Here is a 19,000-nt window from a genome sequence, read left to right as displayed (position 1 = left end):
TCACTAGCAGTACCCGCGGGGTCAGGGAGGTCCAACGACTGTGAGCGTGACCGAACAACTTCGGGAGCTTTCCCATCACGGGTACCCGGCGTCGGGGGCCGCGGCCGGCCTCGAATTCCAGGACGGAGAACCGTTCGGACCCGGTGGTGACACCTCCCTGACCGGTGCGGCCCGCCCGGTCACCATGCATGGATTCCCGGCATCATTGGTCAGACCCACGGAGACCCAGGCCGCCCAGGCACAAACCCGCGCTCGGCTCGCGAGTGGAGTGCAGCCAGCGGTCTCGCCCCAGCAATCGGTTGCCGCTCAGGACGGGGCGGTGTCCTCCCAGGTCGGTGCGCTGCCGGTGCTGACTCCCGGCCAGATCGAGGCCGATAAGGCCGGGGCGACACCGCGTTCTCAAGCTGCCGCCGCCACCAGGCCCGTCACGCAGATTTCTCGCCGTGGGTCCGGACAAACCACAGCCGTGGAACGGCCAGATACATCGGGCGTGCCCCACGAGCCGGCCCCGGCCACCACCACGGTGCTGCGGGGCGCCTATCCCTCGACCCGCACGCGGGCGGTGCAATCGTCCAAGGAGAAGTTACGGTCCATCATCTGGGGCGACGCCGCCCCGACCGCACCCATGCGCGTGGTGGACCGACTCACGGCTACGCCGTTCCACAACCTCAGACGGTTCGGGGACAGCAGCGACCGGCAGGCTCGACGCACCCTGAATTTTGCGCTGCGGCTGGCCGAGACCATGTTCCACTACGGTGCCGATGCCCTGGACGTGGAGAACGCGATCATTGCCGTGTGCGCGACCTACGGGGTGGAAAATCTTGAGGTGGACATCACCAACCAGTCGGTGACCATAAACTACGTCGCCGAGATCACCGAGACGGGAAAGCTGACCGCGGAGGGCCACAACACGGAGAGCACGGGACAAATCAGCGGTCCCCGGACCAGCCAGGACGTCCTGGACGATCCCAACACCTACAGTCACACGGTCATGCGCGTGGTGCGCTCGTGGACGGACAACTACGCGGGTCTGGCCAATTCGCACCAACTGGTCACACGCATCATCGAGGGGACCATGCCGCTCAAGGAAGCCGAGCGGCAACTGTCAATCATCAATTCCAAACCCAAGCCATATCCCAAGTGGACCGTGTGGTTGGCAACCGTGGTCGCGGCGGCCACCATCACCATGGCGATCGGCGGCGGAGCTGCCGGTGCCCTGGTGGCGGCGGTGTCCTCGGTGCTCGTGCAGTTGGTGTCCGCGAAACTCGGTGCCTGGCGTATTCCCGAGTTCTTCGCCCTGGCCGCAAATGCATTGATTGTGACGCTCGCGGCCATGGGGATTTCCGCCCTGGGCGTGGACCTGTCACCGCCCAGAGTCATTGCCGGTGGCATCATCATGCTGCTGCCCACTACCCGCATGGTCTCGACCATGCAGGACGCCATCAATGGCTTCCCAGTGACCGCTGTGGGGCGTTTGCTGTCCACATCATTGGCGTTCCTCGGCATCATCGCCGGGATCGCCGTGGGTATCGCGTTGGCCGGCTACCTGGGCGTGCCACGCATCGACGTGTCGCAATCCTCGTTCACCTCACCGGATGCAGTGACCAACACGGTTTTCATGCTCATTTCCACGGCTTTGGTGGCCGTGACCATGCAGGCCAAACCACGGCACATCTTCCCCGCGGTTCTTGCCGCCCTGGCAGGGCTGTTGGTGTTCCATGTGGGTGGCGAGTACGGACTGGGCGCCCGCCTGGACACGGCTCTCGGCGCCGTGACCACGGGCTGCGTTGCCGCATTGCTGGCGGCTCGTTCACGGATTCCGCAAACCATTCTCGCCATCCCCGCGATGACCTACCTGCTGCCGGGGTTGTCCATTTTCCGCGGCATGTACGCGATCACCGTAGAGGCAGACACCGCGGGCACCGGCTTCACCGGGCTGATCAACGCCATGGCATCGATTGTCATGATGGCCTCGGGTGTGGTGCTCGGAAACTACCTGATGCGCCCGTTCCTGGAGCGCATGCAGATCTTCTCGCACCGGCGGAACCGGCGCCGCTGAGGGCTAGAGAATTTTCCCCACGGGGAGCTTCTTCTCGGCCTGGAAGAGGTCTTCCGTACGGCCGGCGGCCCAGTACCCGGACAGTGAGACCTGAGATCGATCCAGGTTGCGGCGGTCGAACAACTCCTTGCGGACCTCTTTCATGGCCTCGCGCTCGCCGTGGACGAAGACCTGAATGCCGGACAGGTCCTCGGGCCACGGGGCCCGGGACACGGCCAACACGAGGGCGCGTTCATCCTGCTGGTGGCTTGACCGGTAGACCCATTGGATCCGTACGCCCTCCGGCACTGTGACTCCGCTGAGATCGTGGCGGTGCGCGGGATCCTGCACCTCGAGAATCGCCAACCCCTCCGCCGTGTCCGGGAGGGATTCCACATTGGCGAGCACCGCGGGGATCGCGGCCTCGTCCCCGGCCAGCAGCGTCCAGGAGGCATCCGGATCGGGTTCCCATTTGCCACCCGGCCCGACGGCCACCAGACGATCGCCGGGCTTGGCCGTCGCGGCCCACGGTCCCGCGTGCCCCTCCGTGCCGTGCAGGGCGACATCGATCCATACGGTGCCGGCGGCGGCGTCGTACCGACGCAGCGTCATATGGCGGGTGACGGGGAGGTCCTCAGGTGCCGCGGCATCGCGCAGGCTCCAGTAATCGGGGAACTCTCCGGAGGGAATGTCGGCCAGCGTGGCGTCGGAGAAGAACACCAGTTTGACGTACTTCTCCGGAGGAACAATGTCCTGGTAATCCGCGTGATTGGCGATCCGGCACACCACGCGGACCATGCCCGGGGACAGCTCCCGGCGCTCGGTCACCTCGAGGTTGAGCTGTGGTTTCCGCGGCTTCCGCGCAGTGGTCTTCTCCATCTCCCCAGCCTAGGTGATCCTAATCGGCGATCGTCCAGTTGACGGGTTGGGCACCCTGGTTCGCAAGAAGCTCATTGGTTTGGGAGAACGGGCGCGAACCGAAGAATCCCCTTGCCGCGGACAGCGGGGAGGGGTGCACAGATTCGACTGTGGGTGCCCCTGCCAGCCACTGTTTGGTGTCGCGGGCGTCGCGACCCCACAAGATTGCGACCAGGGGGGTTCCTCGTTGGGCCAGTGCCTTGATTGCGCATTCCGTGACGGTTTCCCACCCCTTGCCGCGGTGTGATGCGGGAGCGCCCTCCCGCACGGTCAGGGCCCTGTTCAACAGCATGACCCCCTGCTCGGACCACGAAGAGAGGTCGCCGTGCTCCGGCGGGGTGATCCCCAGATCGGTGTTCAGTTCCTTGTAAATGTTCTGCAGGGACCTGGCGATGGGGCGAACCTGCGGTTGCACCGAGAACGAGAGCCCCATGGCATGTCCCGGGGTCGGGTACGGATCCTGCCCCACGATCAAGACCTTCACCCGGGACATCGGTTCGCGAAATGCGCGAAAGATGTTGTCTCCGCTCGGGAAGGTGCGATGCCCGGCAGCATGCTCGGCTCGCAGGAATTCCCCCATCTCACGAATGGTGGACTCCACGGGCTGCAGCGCCCGGGCCCAGTCATCGCTCATGATCTCGTGCAGGGGACGAGGTTCTGACATGAGCTGGTCTCCGATCGATAACGGGTGCGGATAACGGGTATGAGATTACCGGTTATGGTGGCTCTCATGGCTGAACCGGACAACGGGCTTGATGCACTGGACAAGGCCATCCTGCAGCTCGAAGCCGAACACTGGAAATATCGCGGGGCCAAGGAGTCGGCCATTCGGCAACGATTGGGGCTCAGCCCCGTCAATTACTATCAGCGCCTCAATGCGCTGATCGACCGGGACGACGCCGCCCGGTTCGCTCCCATGCTCATTTCGCGATTACGCCGGGCCAGGCAGCGCTGACGGGGTAGGACAACGCCCGCGGCCGTGGGATAGTAGAGGCAAATCGTGGCTGACCGGAAGTATGGACAATGAGTGAATACCCCCGTGACGAATTCGACGACGTTCCCGAGGACGGAACGCGTCAAGGTGCCCACCGGGGTCATAACCCTCGGGCGCGCACCGGTTCTCGTAAAGGATTCCTCGCCATAGTCGGAGCGGGAATTCTGGCGCTCACCGTCGGCGCGGTTGCGTTCGTCAACGCACCGCGTACGGCCCAGGACGCGGTGGAAAATTCCCCCGCGCCCTCGGGGAACATCACTACCAGCACCGCCGAACCCTCCCCGTCACAGAGCCCCACGGCGTCACCGGAACAGCCCGCAACCCCGGCCGCCCCCGAAGCACCCGTTGCTCCGGACAACGGGGTCCAGCCCGGTTCGGAACAGCCCGCAGCCCCGGAAGTGCCCGCCGCTCCGCCGGCGTTCGAGGCACCCGCGGCACCTCCCGAGGCTCCGGCCGCCCCTGAAGCGCCAGTGGAGCAGGTGCCCCTACCGGACACCGGCGACGGCGCGGCGGAGGAATCGGGCACACGGGAAGAATCCGGTTCGGCCGTGGATACCGTTCCGGGAACCGACGCCCAGTCGGGGGGTGCCCGAGGCGGGCAGGCCGACGGTGGCACAGGCATGGGACAGGAACCCGCAACGGTGGCAGTAGCCACGCCGGGTAACTGACCGGCAGCACTCCGTGGTCCCTCAGTCCCGGATGAAACCTGAGTTTTCTTGACTCAAGATGTTTGCACTCTCCGTGGTCGAGTGCCAGTATTGACTTAGCACTCAGTTGAGTGGACTGCTAAACCCGGGTCCGGGGGAGGCCCACTCACGCGAATGGGTGGATACCATCCATCACGGTGAGGTGCGTTCATGCGGGTGAGGACCCGTGCGAACCATCGTCCGTCGCGGGCATCGTGATGAACAGATTTGTTTGTCAACCGTCCAGGAGGGACGCAACACATGGCAAAGATGATCGCATTTGACGAAGAGGCACGCCGCGGGCTCGAGCGGGGTCTGAACACCCTGGCCGACGCCGTCAAGGTGACCCTTGGCCCGCGCGGACGCAACGTTGTTCTGGAGAAGGCCTGGGGCGCTCCCACCATCACCAACGATGGTGTGTCGATCGCCAAGGAAATCGAGCTCGAGGACCCGTACGAGAAGATCGGTGCCGAGCTCGTCAAGGAAGTTGCCAAGAAGACCGACGACATTGCCGGTGACGGCACCACCACGGCCACCGTGCTCGCACAGGCCCTGGTCAAGGAAGGCCTGCGCAACGTAGCCGCCGGCGCCGACCCGCTGTCGCTCAAGCGCGGTATCGAGAAGGCCGTTGCCGCCGTGACTGAGGAACTGCTGTCCTCGGCCAAGGAGATCGAGACCGAGGAAGAGATCGCTGCCACCGCGTCGATCTCCGCCGCTGACCCCGAGATCGGCAAGCTCATTGCCGCCGCCATGGAAAAGGTCGGCAAGGAAGGTGTCATCACGGTCGAGGAGTCCAACACCTTTGGGTTGGACCTCGAGCTGACCGAGGGCATGCGCTTCGACAAGGGCTACTTGTCCGGTTACTTCGTGACCGACGCCGACCGCCAGGAAGCGGTCCTCGAGGATCCCTACATCCTGATCGTCAACTCCAAGATCTCCAACGTGAAGGACCTGGTCCCCGTTCTGGAGAAGGTCATGCAGGCTTCCAAGCCGCTGTTGATCATCGCGGAGGACGTCGAGGGCGAGGCCTTGGCCATGCTCGTGCTGAACAAGATGCGCGGTGCCGTGAAGTCCGTGGCCGTCAAGGCCCCCGGCTTCGGCGACCGTCGAAAGGCCCAGCTGGCTGACATCGCCATCCTCACCGGCGGTCAGGTCATCACCGAAGAGGTCGGCCTGTCCCTGGAGTCGGCGACCCTGGACCTGCTGGGCACGGCCCGCAAGGTGGTCGTCACCAAGGACGAGACAACCATCGTCGACGGCGCCGGCACCCAGGACGAGATCGAAGGCCGCGTGGCTCAGATCCGCGCCGAGATCGCCAACTCGGATTCGGACTACGACCGCGAGAAGCTGCAGGAGCGCTTGGCCAAGCTGGCCGGGGGCGTGGCAGTCCTCAAGGCCGGTGCCGCTACCGAGGTGGAGCTCAAGGAACGCAAGCACCGCATTGAGGATGCCGTGCGTAACGCCAAGGCTGCCGTTGAAGAGGGCATCGTGGCCGGTGGCGGCGTGGCACTCATTCAGTCCGGCCAGAAGGCCTTCGACAAGTTGCAGCTGACCGGTGACGAAGCCACCGGTGCCAACATCGTCAAGGTTGCCATCGACGCACCGCTCAAGCAGATTGCCGCGAACGCCGGCATGGAGCCCGGTGTGGTGGTCGACAAGGTGCGCGGTCTGCAGACCGGCCACGGTCTCAACGCCGCAACCGGTGAGTACACCGACCTGATGGCCGCGGGGATCAACGACCCGGTCAAGGTGACCCGTTCTGCCCTGCAGAACGCGGCCTCCATTGCCGGTCTGTTCCTCACCACCGAAGCCGTGGTGGCCGACAAGCCCGAGCCCGAGGCTCCGGCCGGTGCCGGTGCGGATCCCATGGGTGGCATGGGCGGCATGATGTAAGTACCGCCCCGGGGCACGCTCGATCGCCTCGCGCGGTCCAGCTCTGACAAAGCCCCCGGGACGCCATTGAGTTGGCGTTCCGGGGGCTTTGTCGTGCGCCCGCGCCCGAACCGAGGGGGACCAGGAGGAAGCTACTGCCTGTCGGAGTCGTTTGCAAAGATGATCGCATGACAATTATTGCTGCGGCGGACGGTTCTGCCCTGGGAAATCCCGGTCCCGCCGGATGGGCCTGGTTCATTGACGAGAACACCTGGCGCGCGGGTGGTTGGGACCACGGCACCAACAACATGGGTGAACTCACCGCAGTCCTGAACCTTCTGGAATCAACTCGGCACATACCGGATGAGCCCCTCAAGATCCTGTGCGACAGCCAGTACGTCATCAATTCCATCACCAAGTGGATGCCGGGATGGAAGAAGAAGGGATGGAAGAAGAAGGACGGCAAACCCGTTCTCAACGTGGAGATCATGAAGGCCCTGGACCGTGAAATGTCAGGGCGCATCGTGGACTTCGAGTGGGTCAAGGGCCACGCGGGTCATGACCTCAACGAAGCCGCGGATGAACGCGCCCGGGCCATGGCCTCGGCCTACCAGGCAGGCACCGCGAAGCACGAGATGCCGGTGGGCCCCGGGTTCGCGGGCCCCGGCGATCCGGCGCGAGGACCACAGCCCGGGGGAACCCAGCAGGCCGAACGCGCGGCCCTGCCATCGGCGGAACCCCGCTCTGCGGCGGCCGGGCACGTCGTGCGGTCAACCGAACCCGAATCGGAGCCGGATTTATTCTCGGAGCTGTGGGCGCGTGAGGAAGACCCGGTGCTCGAGGACAGCCGCCCGGAGGAACGCATCGCCCGACAAGCCGATCCGGTGCACCAAGTTCGGGCTCTGGAGGCCACGTTGTTGGCCCCGGACACCCCGGAGGAACACCGCAGGGAACTCTTCCACGAGCACTTTGAATACGTTGCCCGGGACGGATCGGTCACGGGCGCTAACGGATTCATTTCGGACCACCGGGGGCCCGGCGAAAGCCACGAATCGGATCTGAGCCACCACGGGGCGTTGCCACTGGGATCCACCGCCTACCACCTGACGTACCGGCTCACGGACAGTTCCACCGTGACCCGGCGCAGCTCGTTGTGGTTGCGAGAGGACCAGCACAACGACATGGGGCCGTGGCTGCTCCGCTACCACCAGGTCACCACGGAGAGCTGATCGGGTCAGCCGACGAACATCCGGGCGTTGGCGGCCTCGGTTTCCGCGTACTGATTACCGGCCGCTGACAGGGCCTGATTGATGTGCGCCATGGCCTGTTCCATTTGCGCCTGCGCGGCACGCCATGAGCGGAAGGCCTCCTGGAAATTCACTGATGCGGTGCCGGTCCACGAATTCTGCAGATCGGTGAGGGTCGAGGTCATGCCGTTGACCTCGCCGGTCAAGCGCTCGATGTGCCCCTGCGCCTGTTGGGATGTGGCGGCAATGGTGTCGCTGTCGACCACGAACTGGGCCATGGTTGTCTCCTCGCTGTGAGTGTGAACGCCCGAGTCATCCCGGGTGTGCACAGCGTAGGCAGGGGTTCGGCCGTACTCGGCGCGGGCCCTGAACCCGGTGGATTCATTCAATGGTCGGCGGATTGTCCACAGGCTCGCTGTGCGGCACCCGCACGGTGAAGGTCGCCCCACCGCCGGGGGTCTCCTCCAACTTGACGGTGCCGTCGTGCTGTTCCACGATCGCCGCCACGATGGACAGGCCCAAACCGGTGCCGCCGGTTTCTCGCGTGCGAGAGGAATCGGCACGGTAGAAGCGCTCGAAAACACGATCCGCATCCACACCGTGAATGCCGGGGCCGTGATCGCGTACCTGCACGACGGCGGTGGAATGCCCGTCCACGCTTGGTTCCAGCCCCACCGCCAACTCGACGGGGGTTCCTGCGGGGGTGTAACGCAGGGCATTGGTGAGCAGGTTCGCCACCACCTGTCGCAGTTTGGACTCGTCGCCGTACGCCCAGGCTTGCTCCGGGGCGAGATCCTCGAGACCCACCACCTGCACCACGCGATCGGGCGCCGTGGCGTGGGCGTCCGAGGCGGCGTCATAGGCGAGGTGCATCAAATCCATGTGCTGCATAGTGGCCGGCCGGCGTTCGTCCAGGCGGGCCAGGGTGAGGAGGTCCTCGACCAGCTGGGTCATCCGCTTGGCCTCGGATTCAATACGGTTCATGGCCTTGCCCACATCTTCGGGCTGTTGCAGTGCGCCGTGGCGGTAGAGCTCCGAGTAACCCCGGATGGACACCAACGGTGTACGAAGTTCGTGGGAGGCGTCCGCCACGAATCGGCGCAGCTTCGTCTCCGACCGAGTGCGTGCTTCGAAGGCGTCCTCGATGTGCCCCAGCATGGTGTTGAGCGACATGGACAGCTGACCGATTTCGGTCTGGGAGTTGTACCCCTCCATGCGCTGCGACAGGTCACCCTCGGCAATCCGGGCGGCCGTGGATTCCACTTCCCGCAAGGGGGCGAAAGCCCTGGTGACCAGTACCCAGCCCACGGCCATGGCCGCCAGCAGGGTGGCCATGCCGAAACTGAAGGTCAGTAACGACACCGCGGAAATAATGGAGGTGGTTCGGTCCAGCGGCTGGGCAACGATCACGGACATGTCGTAGTGCTGCAACTTGGCCGGTATGACCCGCCATTTCCGTTCGGGAGCTCCGATCGCGGACACCGTGGTGGGCTGCAGGTTGTGGGACACCACATAGGACAGGTCCATCCCGGTCAGGTCCGGTGCGGGGCGGGTGGCACTGGAATCCTGGCTGTTCTCCGCGGCCGCAATCACGTTCCCCTGGGCGTCCAGCAAGTAGCCGGCGTGCGGGACCGGAGTGGCGATGGTCCCCTCGAGTTCATCCAGCAGCACCGTGGACACCGAGGTCACCGACTGTCCCAGCTCTTGGTCCGTGTTGTCGACCAGGGCATCGCGCAGCACGGAAATGGCCACCAGCGACGTCACGAGGATGCTGATGGCCAGCAGCAGGCCCGTGAGGACCATCAGCTGCGAGCGCAGTGACGCGGAACGCCACCTGCGGGAAATCCGGGTCAAGGGATCAGTGGCGCTTGTCGGACGAGCGCAACAGGTACCCCACACCACGCTTGGTGTGGATCAACGGCGTCTGTTCGGGGTCGTTGTCGATCTTGCGACGTAGGTAGGAGATGTAGGACTCCACGATCGAGGCGTCTCCGTTAAAGTCGTACTCCCACACGTGGTCCAGGATCTGCGCCTTGGACAGCACACGATTGGGGTTGAGCATCAAGTAGCGAAGGAGCTTGAACTCGGTGGGGGAGAGGTCGATCTCGCGATCGCCGCGGAAAACCTCGTGGGCGTCGTCGTCGAGCACCAGGTCGTCCACGTGCAGTCGCGAGTCTTCTTCCTCGATGGGCTGGGTGCGGCGCAGTACGGCGCGGATGCGTGCGACCACCTCGTCGAGGCTGAAGGGTTTGGTCACGTAGTCGTCACCGCCCACGGTCAAACCGGTGACCTTGTCATCGGTGTCGTCCTTGGCGGTGAGGAAAAGGATCGGGAAGTGCCGGCCGGCAGCGCGTAGCTTGCGGGTCACGGAGAATCCGTCCATGTCCGGGAGCATGACGTCCAGGACGGCGAGGTCCGGGTTCTCGGCCTCAGCCTTCAGGAGAGCGTCGCGCCCGTTGGCGGCGGTCACCACCTCGAAACCGGCGAAGCGCAGTGACGTCGCCAGTAGCTCAAGAATGTTGGGTTCGTCGTCCACGACGAGCAGTTTGGCCTCAGGAGTCTTATCGTTCACCGTCTCAGTGTCTCGGAGTTACCTGAACGCAGACTGAGACATTTCCCGAGATTTTCTGTACGGTTTCGACGCCGCTCGGGCGAGGTCAGCGGCGGCGTCGCCGCAGCGCGGTCCGGGCCAGCTCGACACACATCAGCATGAAGGCCACGGGGAAAAAGATGGCGGGGAAGATCGTGAAGCCACCCCAGAGGACCTGGCCCATGAGTGCGGCTATCAGGACGATCACCAACGACACCGAACTCAGGGCCGCCAAGACCAGGGCGATCATTCCCAGTATGGAGAGGGTGCCTACCCGGGCCGGTCGGGCGGGGCGGGGGCGTTCCTGGTGCGTGGGATCAGACATGATCACCAAGGTATCAATGTCGCGCGCGCGGTGGATGAACAGCGAATTCGACAAGGCCGGGGAGAGGATAGACTCGAGAGTTCTTAGACGACCGTGAATCCCCGCCCACTAGGGCTTGGAGCAAGACAAGAGAAACTGAGGTGATCCGCGTGCCCACGGGCAAAGTCAAGTGGTTCGATTCCGAGAAGGGTTTCGGCTTCCTGGCAACGGATGACGGGCAGGAAGTGTTTTTGCACTCCTCCGCCCTGCCGCAGGGCGTCACCACGGTGAAACCGGGAACCCGGATGGACTTCGGCGTTGCAGCCGGTCGTCGTGGCGCGCAGGCGTTGTCCGCCACGATTATCAGCAAGCCGCCCTCTGTTGCGCGCAACACCCGTAAACCGGCCGAGGAAATGGCTGTGTTGACCGAGGACCTGATTCGGCTCCTGGATGAGATGTCCAACGGCTTGCGTAAGGGCCGGTACCCGGATCGCTCCCACGGGCACAAGATCGCATCCATCCTCCGTACCGTGGCGGATGAGCTCGATGTCTGAGGTAACCACCAACCCGGCAGAAGATGTTGCCCAGGTAGCGCAACAGGCCGCCGCGGTGACCGCGCGGCGTCGTAACCCCAAGCAGGACCCCACTCTGGCCCAGGCCGTCGAGACCGCGCGCAAGGCGGTCGTGGAGTCCGCGGGCGAGGAGAATATCGGTGAGCACCTCGGTATCGAGGTCCACGAGGACCGTCTGCTGACTCATCTCTTCGACTGCACCATGGCCGGGTATCCCGGGTGGACGTGGTTCGCCACGGTGGCCAGGGCACCTCGGACCAAACTGGTGACCGTGTGTGAGGTCGGGTTGCTGGCCGGTGAGACGTCATTGTTGGCCCCGGAATGGGTTCCGTGGGAAGAGCGCATGCAGGCTGTCAACGACCAGCACGAGGCCGAAGGCGAGGATTCCTCGAGCGGGTCGTCGTCCGAGGACACTGACGCCGCGGAGGACTCTCGTGTCACTGTGACCGCGGATGAGGGCCCCGTTGCGGGCCCCCCGGCGGATCATTCGGAGGCCGACCAAGCCCAGCACGAGAACGAGGAATCGTCGTAGCGCCGCGAACGCCCATTGATTCAGGGAGCGAGCGCCCCGGCCCGGAGGCAACTCCGGGTACGGGGATGTTTCGTTCCCTGAAGATTCGCAATTACCGGTTGTGGTTCACCGGGGCACTGATTTCCAATATCGGGACATGGATGCAGCGCACCGCCCAGTCCTGGCTGGTCTTCGACGAACTCACGGATCACGACGCAACGGCCATGGGTGTGGTGATGGCACTGCAGTTCCTGCCCCAACTGTTGTTGGCTCCGTACGCCGGCGTCACTGCCGACCGGTACGACCGGCGCAAGATCCTGGTGGTGACGCAGACTTTCATGGGCCTGCTGGCGGCGGGCCTGGGACTCATGGTGTTGTTCGGCGTTGCCGAATTGCCCACCGTGTATGCCTTTGCGCTGGGTCTCGGCATTGTGGCCACCTTCGACGCACCCGTTCGTCAGACGTTCGTCTCGGAGATGGTTCCCGACACCCACCTCTCCAACGCTGTGGCCCTGAACTCCACATCGTTCAACTCCGCCCGGTTGATCGGACCCGCAGTCGCCGGCGTTCTGGTGGCCGTGATTGGTTCCGGCTGGGTGTTCTTGTTGAACACCGTGACGTTCGCGGCCATGATCGCCGCGATCCTGGCCATCGATGACAACCACTTACGGTTGATGCCCAAGACCAAGCGTGGCCGGGGCCAGATCCGCGAGGGCATGGCCTACGTGGCGCACCGACCGGACCTGGTGGCGGTCATGGCCACCATTTTCATGATCGGTACCTTCGGCATGAACTTTGCGGTCTATCTTGCGGCCATGGCGGGCTCCGAATTCGGCCGCGGCTCCCAGGAATTCGGTGTGCTCAATTCGGTGCTCGCTGTCGGCACCGTCACGGGGGCACTGTTGGCCGCTCAACGCGCGAGAGCCCGCTTACGGTTCCTCTACGCGGGCTGCATAGCATTCGCCGTGTCCACGCTGGGCGCAGCCACGGCCCCCACCCTCCTCATCTTCGCGCTGTGGCTCATCCCGAGTGGTGTATCGGCCATGACGATCATGACCACGGCCAACGCCTACGTCCAGACGACCACGTCACCGGTGATGCGCGGCCGCGTGATGAGCCTCTACATGGCCATCTTCATGGGTGGCACGCCCCTGGGTGCGCCCGCGGTCGGTTGGCTCACGGACACGTTGGGCGCGCGCTGGGGTATGGGCTCCGCGGTCGCCGCGGGTGCGGCCGGCGCGCTGATCGGCGCGTGGTTTTTCTGGCGCCTTCGCACGGAACAGGACAGGGCTTCTCGGGGGCAACCGGCCGCCTAGGAAAGCGCGGCCGTGAACGGCAGCGGGCGGCGTCGTGAACCAACGACGCCGCCCGTTGCGGTTTTCTCCATGACGGCCGCACCGTCAGGACAGGGCGTTCTCCAGCGTCCAGTCGATGCACGCGAGCAAGGCCTCGACATCCGCTTCGGGGACCGAGGCGAAAGTGGCGATGCGCAATTGGTTGCGCCCCAGTTTCCGGTAGGGGTCCACATCCACCACGCCGTTGGCGCGCAGGACGGACAGTATCCGCGCGGTGTCCACGGTGTCGTCGAAATCAATGGTGCAGACCACGGGGGACCGGTGTGCGGGGTCGGTCACGAACGGTGTCGCGGACGGGGTGCGCTCGGCCCAGTCGTACACGAGCGAGGATGTCGTCCGGGTGTGACCGGCCGCCCACGTCATCCCACCGTTGTCGTTGAGCCACCGCACCTGCTGGTCGAGCATGACCAACCCGGCCAGCGCCGGCGTGTTGTAGGTCTGGTTCTTGCGGGCATTCTCCACCGCAGTGGCCAGGGACAACACATCGGGAATCCAGCGATCGGAGCGGGAGATCTCCGAGATGCGTTCCAGTGCGGCGGGAGATACGGCAGCGAACCAGATGCCGCCGTCGGACCCGAAATTCTTCTGCGGAGAGAAGTAATAAACGTCGGTCTGCGATGCGTCCACGTACATTCCACCGGCCGCCGACGTCGCGTCGATCACCGTGAGGGCGTCCGCGTCCGTTCCGACCGGGCGAGCCACGTCCATGATCACACCCGTGGACGTCTCGTTCTGCGGCCACGCGTAGACGTCGATGCCCTCTCGAGGTTCGGGCCCGGCCGGACGGGTACCGGGTTCGGCCCGGAGAATGTCCGAGGGTTCCAAATGCGGTGCCCTGTCGGTCACCTGCGCGAACTTGGACCCGAACTCACCGAATGAAAGGTGCTGTGCGCGGCGTCGAACCAGGCTGAATGCGGCACTGTCCCAGAAGGTACTCGCGCCTCCCAGACCAAGGATGATGTCGTAGCCGTCGGGAAGATCGAAGAATTCGGCGAGCCCCTCACGGATCCCGCCCACGAGATGACGCACCGGAGCCTGTCGGTGGGAGGTGCCCAGCAGGTTCGAGCCCGCACGGACCAGGGCGGTCACTTGGTCGGGGCGCACACGGGAGGGGCCTGCACCGAAACGCCCGTCGGCGGGCAGCAGGGAGGTGGGAAGGACAGGCAACTCGGACACAAAGGCTCCTAGCATGGTGGATCATTGGGGCTGACACCATTCTGCCCCCTTGCTCTCGCCGAGGTCGCAGCCTGACGGAGCGGTCCGTCCTGTCGGAATGGACCGATATGCTTATCGTGAATGATTCACGAAACCCCTATGAGAGCGCACCCACTCGACGCGCACCCAGATTCCTCGAAGGATGGACCATGAGCGGCGATTTGATCGACACCACCGAGATGTACCTGCGCACCGTGCTCGAACTGGAGGAAGAGGGCATCGTGCCCATGCGCGCGCGCATCGTGGAGCGGCTTGAGCACTCCGGCCCCACGGTGTCGCAAACCGTGTCACGGATGGAGCGGGACGGACTGCTCGAGGTGCTCAAGGACCGTTCCCTGTCGTTGACGGACACGGGTCGGGCCAGGGCCATCGAGGTCATGCGCAAACACCGCTTGGCGGAGCGGCTCCTGGCGGATGTCGTGGGTCTTGACATGGCCTACGTGCATGAAGAAGCGTGCCGGTGGGAACACGTCATGAGCGAACGAGTGGAGCGGCGCCTGATGGCGCTGTTGGACGAACCCCGGTATTCGCCGTACGGGACGCCCATTCCCGGGATGGGCGCCATTGGCGGCCCCCAAGTGGGCGCGGAGCGATTCAAGGGGATGAACCTCTTGGATGCCGCGGATCAGGACCGTTCCGCAATCTTCACCGTGCGCCTTTTGCCCGAGGTGATCCAGGCGGATCAGGACTTGATTGAAACCCTCAGCTCGGCGGGAGTGCTCAATGGTGCCCGGGTTACCGTGGCGCCCTCGGAGTCCGATGACGAGCGTGTCCTGGTCACGGTATCCGCCACCGGGCACAGTGTGGAACTGGAGCGAGCCAGCGCCAAAGCGATCCGCGTGGACCTCGACAAGGGCCGTGTTTGATAACAATGTCCGGCCCGTCCCCTAATGTGTGGATCATCACGATATGTACTATCTGTGAAACGCATCACATACCCGGTAGTAGGGATTGTCCGGGCAGGTCAGGGCGGATTTGACGGGGCGCGGCAATCGGACTGCACAGCCGGACCATGCGCTAATTGAGTAGTAAAACCTTATCAATACCCGCTGATTGATCCATGACTATGCTCGGTCCGTGACCTGTCGTAATCAAAACGTGACAATTTCGTTATCTGTCCTGTACTGTTCTTCTCGTGCCGATCCTTGGTCGGATTGGCGCTCACACGCGTACCGCCTAGTTCTGCCATCGCGTGTGATCCGTACACACACATCCGCAAGGCAGAAGCGGGGGAACCAACTTCGGGCCCGCCAAGTTTCATGGGTCCTTGGGGTTAAGTCGTATCGAAGCTACAAGCCGACGTGCGGCCGGATGACTCCCATCCGAACCCGACAGCTCACCTCGTAGGCGCAGGGAGGAAAACCGCAATGACTTTCATTAAGAAGAACTCAGCCCGTCACCGCGCTGAGACCGCGTCACACGCGGTCCGCAACACGTCCATCGCAGCAGCTGCTGCCGGTGTTGCAGTGGCAGGCATCGTGGCTCCGGCTCAGGCCAACAGCGACATCATCGACCTGGGTGGCACCACCTCTTACGGTACCCAGTCCGTGTCCTCGTGGGGCTCCGAGGCCGGCAACAGCTACTCCTGGACCTCCGACGCGTCCACCGCCGTGCAGACCCCGGCCGCCACGGTCGACAGCGGCGTGGCACAGGCAGCCAGCAACACCCAGCAGGACTCGGGCGTTTCCACCCAGTCCACTTCTTCCGCAAGCGGCCTGGTCGGCACTGCCTACCAGGGCCTGGGCGGCGCGTACGTCCTGGGCGGCACTTCGTTCAAGAGCTGGGACTGCTCCGGCTTCACCCAGTGGGTTTACGCGCAGAACGGTATCGACCTGCCCCGCGTGAGCTGGGCACAGATTGCCGCAGGCACCCCCACCTCCAACCCCCAGCCCGGCGATCTGGTTTCCCAGAACGGTGGAGGCCACGTTGGCATCTACATCGGCAATGGCCAGATGATCTCCGCGCTGAACCCCTCGCAGGGCACCGCAGTGCACTCCGTGAACGCCATGCAGCTGGACGGTTACTACACTTTCCGCTGATCCGCATGAGCTGGGCGGCGGCCCTATTCCCGCCCAGCATCTGCGCGTCTTGACGGGCACGTGATGTACCACTGCACCGTCAGCCGGGCCCCCCGATGGGCCCCCCTCGACTGATCTCCGGCACGATTGTGCCTCTCCGTCCGAATTTGATCGATTGACGCGTGTACACGCGCGCCCATCTTCAGCACACTCCCGTGCCCCGGACGGTCCCCGAACGCGTAAGGAACCCTGACGTATGTCGCCCGAAACGAACACCCAGACTCGCGCCGGCCTCTTCGCCGGCAAGGCCCGCACCGTGGCCGCCGTTGCTGCATTCTCCGGTTTGGCCCTGGCCACCACCGTCTCCGTGCAGGCAACCCAGAACGCTTCCGAGCAGAGCCCCGCGGCCGTCGTGGCCGAGGCTCCTGCTGCTGAGCAGACCGTGACCGCAGAGCCGGCCGCCAAGTCCGACTCCTCCGAGGCCAAGAAGGCCGAGAAGACGGAAGAGAAGGCAGCACCCGAGGCTGAGGTTGCACCGGCAGCTCCCGCCGCTGTCCAGGCTGTGCCCGCTGCGGACGTTGCTCCGGCTGCTGAGGCTGCTCCGGCCGCACAGGCTCCCGCCGCTGAAGCCGCTTCCATCAACGTTGTTCCCGCTTCCGAGAACGTGACTCCGATTGCCCCGGCTGCACCCGCTGCCGAGGCTCCCGCCGCTCAGGCTCCGGCCGCTCAGGCTCCCGCTACTCAGGCTCCCGCTACTCAGGGCCGCCATGCTGCTCCGGCGACCGTCGAGACCCAGGCTCGTGAAGCCGCTGCCGCTCAGGATGCCGGTGTCGCCTACCAGGCTCCCGCCACTCCGGCTGTGACCACTGCGTCCAACACCACCGCTCCGGCTGCTAAGGCTCCGGCCGCGACGGCTGAGAAGACCACGACCGTTTCCACGCAGTCCTCCAACGTTGCGTCCAGCAACAAGGGCCAGGCCATCCTGGGTGCGGCTGAAGCTCAGATCGGTGTCACCCAGGACTGCACCATGCTGGTGACCAACTCCCTGAAGGCTGTTGGCATCAACCACCACGGCTGGCCCGCGAGCTACAAGTCGCTCGGCACCCAGGTGTCCGCGGCTGAGGCCCAGGCCGGCGACATTGCCTACTACGCCAACGGCGGTTCCGGCTCAGCACACGTGGCCATTTACGCCGGTAACGGCCAGGCCATCCACGGTGGTTGGAACGGTAGCCAGACCGTGAAGGCGAGCGTCAACGTGGGCTCCGGCCCCGAATTCATCCGCGTGAGCTGAGTAAGAACACTCACTGTTCCGCGGTAGGTTCCCGTTCCTGACGGGGGCTACGCATCAAGTCGGGACCGGTTGTGTACCCGGCCCTGGTGAGAAACAGCAAGAACACACGAACCCCGCCGACCACGGGGTTCGTGTGTTTTTGCGTTGTACACGCGATGTCGTCAAGGGGAACCCCCACGCGGCACTCAGCGGTTGCGCCTAAAATAGGAACCATGCCCACCGATTACTCGCGCGCCGCGCGCACGCCCCTGGACCAGGAATTCACGTATCTCGCCATTGGTATGGTGGCCGGTGCCGTCCCCGGCATCATTGTGGGGTTCATCGTGGCTGCCTTTGTGGGCCACGCTGCCATGTGGCTGTCCGTGTTCGGCGGCGTGGGCATCGTCGTGGGCCTCGTGGCCGCCACGATTGTCTTCCGACGACGCCGTTCCAAGTCCGCGCTGCAGGCCCCGCCCTCAGTGCCGGGCGAGGGCTTGCAACGCTGAGATCTCCCGACGCACATTGCTTCGTGCCCGTTCTTCCCACAGCAGGAAGCCCCGTTCGGTGTGGAAGAGGGCAGGTTTGTCCAAGAGTCGGGACAGGATTTCTGCTCGGGCCGGCGCGAATTCCCGATCGGGGACGTGCCGGTACTCGTCGCGTACATCACGTGCATACTCCCGATACGTCGCTTCGTCCGTTCCTAGGATCGACAGATCCGCGTCCACCAACACCTGTGCGTCGGCGTCGTCCGCGTCCGGCGTGTGTTCGAGTGTGGCCAGAATCAGCTGGGCCACACGATCGCATGCGCTGCGGCTCCAGCCGGCCAGCTTGAGTCGATTCCGGGCCAGGTCCGCCGACTGCCGTTCGTCCGTGCCGGCCTGGCCCTGATGAACAGCGTCGTGGAACCACGCCGCAGCCACGAGCTCGGGGTGCTCACGTGCCGTGACAAGAGCGTCGATGGATTCGAGCACGCGCAGCAAATGACTGAGATCGTGGTAACTACGGTGCGGTTCGCTCCAGCGTTCCACGAGTTCTTCACTGAGCCACGGCATTGCGGGGAACGTATTGTGCCACCGCTGCCGGAGCGTGGAGGCCAACCGTTTGGGGCGGCGTCGTGCGGGCACCCGCATACCACTGGCCACGAGGATCTTGACCAACTCTTTGCCGTCCACCGGGATGGCGCCGGCACCCACGGCATCCGCGTGGCGGTGCGCCGGGATGTCGTAGTGGTCCAGGTCGAAGGCGCGCGCAGAGATGCCCAGGGCCGCCGCGAAGGCGTGCAACTCGGCAACGGAGGTGTCCGAGACCAGGTGGGAGAAGACTGTGCCGTGCGCGGGCCATCGGGGCGGATCGATAAACAGGGTCATGGTTCCATTGTGGGGGTTCCGACTCGCGGTCGGTGCTCACGCG

Annotated in this window: 20 protein-coding genes and 1 riboswitch; of the genes, 12 read left to right on the top strand and 8 right to left on the bottom strand. The window is 64.7% G+C overall.

The features are described from left to right. The first annotated feature begins 46 nt into the window (after window positions 1–46). Window positions 47–2,059, top strand: a complete 2,013-nt coding sequence (locus tag ABEA06_RS14335) for a threonine/serine exporter family protein (protein ID WP_345311942.1) — start codon at window positions 47–49, stop codon at window positions 2,057–2,059. A 3-nt stretch (window positions 2,060–2,062) separates the two neighbouring features. Here the strand turns inward: ABEA06_RS14335 and ABEA06_RS14330 are convergent, their stop codons facing one another. Together ABEA06_RS14330 and ABEA06_RS14325 are read right to left on the bottom strand one after the other, a co-directional pair. Beyond that, complete coding sequence (locus ABEA06_RS14330; protein ID WP_303382336.1) at window positions 2,063–2,917, bottom strand: siderophore-interacting protein; 855 nt, start codon at window positions 2,915–2,917, stop codon at window positions 2,063–2,065. A gap of 19 nt (window positions 2,918–2,936) precedes the next feature. After that, window positions 2,937–3,620 carry a uracil-DNA glycosylase gene (locus ABEA06_RS14325; protein ID WP_345311941.1) on the bottom strand — a complete coding sequence of 228 codons (684 nt, stop codon included), beginning with the start codon at window positions 3,618–3,620 and terminating at the stop codon, window positions 2,937–2,939. A gap of 66 nt (window positions 3,621–3,686) precedes the next feature. On the opposite strand from ABEA06_RS14325, the gene ABEA06_RS14320 reads away from it, so the two are divergent. From ABEA06_RS14320 to ABEA06_RS14305, 4 genes are all read left to right on the top strand, one after another. After that, on the top strand, window positions 3,687–3,911 hold the full coding sequence (locus ABEA06_RS14320) for a DUF3263 domain-containing protein (protein WP_303382338.1): 225 nt from the start codon (window positions 3,687–3,689) through the stop codon (window positions 3,909–3,911). Between the two features lie 68 nt (window positions 3,912–3,979). Next, window positions 3,980–4,618 (top strand): hypothetical protein, encoded by a 639-nt coding sequence (locus tag ABEA06_RS14315; protein ID WP_303382339.1) that lies wholly within the window; start codon window positions 3,980–3,982, stop codon window positions 4,616–4,618. A 279-nt stretch (window positions 4,619–4,897) separates the two neighbouring features. Continuing rightward, window positions 4,898–6,529, top strand: a complete 1,632-nt coding sequence (groL, locus tag ABEA06_RS14310; RefSeq protein ID WP_312395675.1) for a chaperonin GroEL — start codon at window positions 4,898–4,900, stop codon at window positions 6,527–6,529. Window positions 6,530–6,696: 167 nt separating this feature from the next. Further along, entirely contained in the window at window positions 6,697–7,737 is a 1,041-nt protein-coding gene (locus ABEA06_RS14305; protein ID WP_345311940.1) for an RNase H family protein, read from the top strand. A gap of 5 nt (window positions 7,738–7,742) precedes the next feature. On the opposite strand, the gene ABEA06_RS14300 is transcribed toward ABEA06_RS14305, so the two are convergent. The 4 genes from ABEA06_RS14300 to ABEA06_RS14285 all read right to left on the bottom strand — a co-directional run bounded on the left by ABEA06_RS14300 (window position 7,743) and on the right by ABEA06_RS14285 (window position 10,670). Next, window positions 7,743–8,033 carry a WXG100 family type VII secretion target gene (locus tag ABEA06_RS14300; protein WP_303382307.1) on the bottom strand — a complete coding sequence of 97 codons (291 nt, stop codon included), beginning with the start codon at window positions 8,031–8,033 and terminating at the stop codon, window positions 7,743–7,745. A 103-nt stretch (window positions 8,034–8,136) separates the two neighbouring features. Next, window positions 8,137–9,609, bottom strand: a complete 1,473-nt coding sequence (locus tag ABEA06_RS14295; protein WP_345311939.1) for a sensor histidine kinase — start codon at window positions 9,607–9,609, stop codon at window positions 8,137–8,139. 4 nt (window positions 9,610–9,613) lie between these two features. After that, entirely contained in the window at window positions 9,614–10,327 is a 714-nt protein-coding gene (locus ABEA06_RS14290; RefSeq protein WP_190781815.1) for a response regulator transcription factor, read from the bottom strand. Window positions 10,328–10,412: 85 nt separating this feature from the next. Then, a complete protein-coding gene (locus ABEA06_RS14285) occupies window positions 10,413–10,670 on the bottom strand; it encodes a hypothetical protein (protein ID WP_345311938.1) in 258 nt (85 codons plus the stop codon). 149 nt (window positions 10,671–10,819) lie between these two features. Between ABEA06_RS14285 and ABEA06_RS14280 the strand changes: the two genes are divergently transcribed. From ABEA06_RS14280 to ABEA06_RS14270, 3 genes are all read left to right on the top strand, one after another. Next, window positions 10,820–11,203: a cold-shock protein gene (locus ABEA06_RS14280; protein WP_303382310.1), complete on the top strand. Its 384-nt coding sequence runs from the start codon at window positions 10,820–10,822 to the stop codon at window positions 11,201–11,203. Further along, window positions 11,196–11,753, top strand: coding sequence for a DUF3027 domain-containing protein (locus ABEA06_RS14275; RefSeq protein WP_345311937.1), 558 nt, complete (start codon window positions 11,196–11,198; stop codon window positions 11,751–11,753). The genes ABEA06_RS14280 and ABEA06_RS14275 overlap by 8 nt, the downstream gene beginning before the upstream one ends. A 65-nt stretch (window positions 11,754–11,818) precedes the next feature. Continuing rightward, entirely contained in the window at window positions 11,819–13,048 is a 1,230-nt protein-coding gene (locus ABEA06_RS14270; RefSeq protein WP_303382312.1) for an MFS transporter, read from the top strand. An 84-nt stretch (window positions 13,049–13,132) separates the two neighbouring features. On the opposite strand, the gene serC is transcribed toward ABEA06_RS14270, so the two are convergent. Beyond that, a complete protein-coding gene (gene serC / locus ABEA06_RS14265) occupies window positions 13,133–14,263 on the bottom strand; it encodes a phosphoserine transaminase (RefSeq protein WP_303382313.1) in 1,131 nt (376 codons plus the stop codon). Window positions 14,264–14,451: 188 nt separating this feature from the next. Here serC and ABEA06_RS14260 point away from each other — a divergent pair, with 188 nt between their 5' ends. From ABEA06_RS14260 to ABEA06_RS14245, 4 genes are all read left to right on the top strand, one after another. Continuing rightward, window positions 14,452–15,168 (top strand): metal-dependent transcriptional regulator, encoded by a 717-nt coding sequence (locus tag ABEA06_RS14260; protein WP_303382314.1) that lies wholly within the window; start codon window positions 14,452–14,454, stop codon window positions 15,166–15,168. 328 nt (window positions 15,169–15,496) lie between these two features. Next, a riboswitch (cyclic di-AMP (ydaO/yuaA leader) is annotated at window positions 15,497–15,664 on the top strand. Window positions 15,665–15,669: 5 nt separating this feature from the next. Then, window positions 15,670–16,341, top strand: a complete 672-nt coding sequence (locus tag ABEA06_RS14255; RefSeq protein ID WP_345311936.1) for a C40 family peptidase — start codon at window positions 15,670–15,672, stop codon at window positions 16,339–16,341. Between the two features lie 235 nt (window positions 16,342–16,576). After that, window positions 16,577–17,611: an NlpC/P60 family protein gene (locus ABEA06_RS14250; RefSeq protein ID WP_345311935.1), complete on the top strand. Its 1,035-nt coding sequence runs from the start codon at window positions 16,577–16,579 to the stop codon at window positions 17,609–17,611. Between the two features lie 212 nt (window positions 17,612–17,823). After that, window positions 17,824–18,096, top strand: a complete 273-nt coding sequence (locus ABEA06_RS14245) for a hypothetical protein (RefSeq protein WP_303382317.1) — start codon at window positions 17,824–17,826, stop codon at window positions 18,094–18,096. Here the strand turns inward: ABEA06_RS14245 and ABEA06_RS14240 are convergent. Beyond that, window positions 18,067–18,957, bottom strand: coding sequence for a DUF4031 domain-containing protein (locus tag ABEA06_RS14240; protein WP_303382318.1), 891 nt, complete (start codon window positions 18,955–18,957; stop codon window positions 18,067–18,069). The genes ABEA06_RS14245 and ABEA06_RS14240 overlap by 30 nt on opposite strands. Window positions 18,958–19,000: the final 43 nt, after the last annotated feature.

Origin of the sequence: Kocuria gwangalliensis (assembly GCF_039544365.1) — a bacterium.
GTDB classification, from domain to species: Bacteria; Actinomycetota; Actinomycetes; order Actinomycetales; family Micrococcaceae; genus Kocuria; species Kocuria gwangalliensis.
The sequence above is the reverse complement of the archived record's forward strand: the minus strand, read 5'-3'. Positions and strand labels throughout refer to the sequence as shown.

What these genes read in the sequence shown, in the direction of transcription:
- ABEA06_RS14240 (WP_303382318.1), bottom strand. Translation starts at nt 18,957, where the DNA reads ATGACCCTGTTTATCGATCCGCCCCGATGGCCCGCGCACGGCACAGTC.
- ABEA06_RS14275 (WP_345311937.1), top strand. Translation starts at nt 11,196, where the DNA reads ATGTCTGAGGTAACCACCAACCCGGCAGAAGATGTTGCCCAGGTAGCG.
- ABEA06_RS14305 (WP_345311940.1), top strand. Translation starts at nt 6,697, where the DNA reads ATGACAATTATTGCTGCGGCGGACGGTTCTGCCCTGGGAAATCCCGGT.
- ABEA06_RS14250 (WP_345311935.1), top strand. Translation starts at nt 16,577, where the DNA reads ATGTCGCCCGAAACGAACACCCAGACTCGCGCCGGCCTCTTCGCCGGC.
- ABEA06_RS14260 (WP_303382314.1), top strand. Translation starts at nt 14,452, where the DNA reads ATGAGCGGCGATTTGATCGACACCACCGAGATGTACCTGCGCACCGTG.
- ABEA06_RS14325 (WP_345311941.1), bottom strand. Translation starts at nt 3,620, where the DNA reads ATGTCAGAACCTCGTCCCCTGCACGAGATCATGAGCGATGACTGGGCC.
- ABEA06_RS14270 (WP_303382312.1), top strand. Translation starts at nt 11,819, where the DNA reads ATGTTTCGTTCCCTGAAGATTCGCAATTACCGGTTGTGGTTCACCGGG.
- ABEA06_RS14300 (WP_303382307.1), bottom strand. Translation starts at nt 8,033, where the DNA reads ATGGCCCAGTTCGTGGTCGACAGCGACACCATTGCCGCCACATCCCAA.
- groL (WP_312395675.1), top strand. Translation starts at nt 4,898, where the DNA reads ATGGCAAAGATGATCGCATTTGACGAAGAGGCACGCCGCGGGCTCGAG.
- ABEA06_RS14285 (WP_345311938.1), bottom strand. Translation starts at nt 10,670, where the DNA reads ATGTCTGATCCCACGCACCAGGAACGCCCCCGCCCCGCCCGACCGGCC.
- ABEA06_RS14320 (WP_303382338.1), top strand. Translation starts at nt 3,687, where the DNA reads ATGGCTGAACCGGACAACGGGCTTGATGCACTGGACAAGGCCATCCTG.
- ABEA06_RS14245 (WP_303382317.1), top strand. Translation starts at nt 17,824, where the DNA reads ATGCCCACCGATTACTCGCGCGCCGCGCGCACGCCCCTGGACCAGGAA.
- ABEA06_RS14315 (WP_303382339.1), top strand. Translation starts at nt 3,980, where the DNA reads ATGAGTGAATACCCCCGTGACGAATTCGACGACGTTCCCGAGGACGGA.
- ABEA06_RS14330 (WP_303382336.1), bottom strand. Translation starts at nt 2,917, where the DNA reads ATGGAGAAGACCACTGCGCGGAAGCCGCGGAAACCACAGCTCAACCTC.
- ABEA06_RS14255 (WP_345311936.1), top strand. Translation starts at nt 15,670, where the DNA reads ATGACTTTCATTAAGAAGAACTCAGCCCGTCACCGCGCTGAGACCGCG.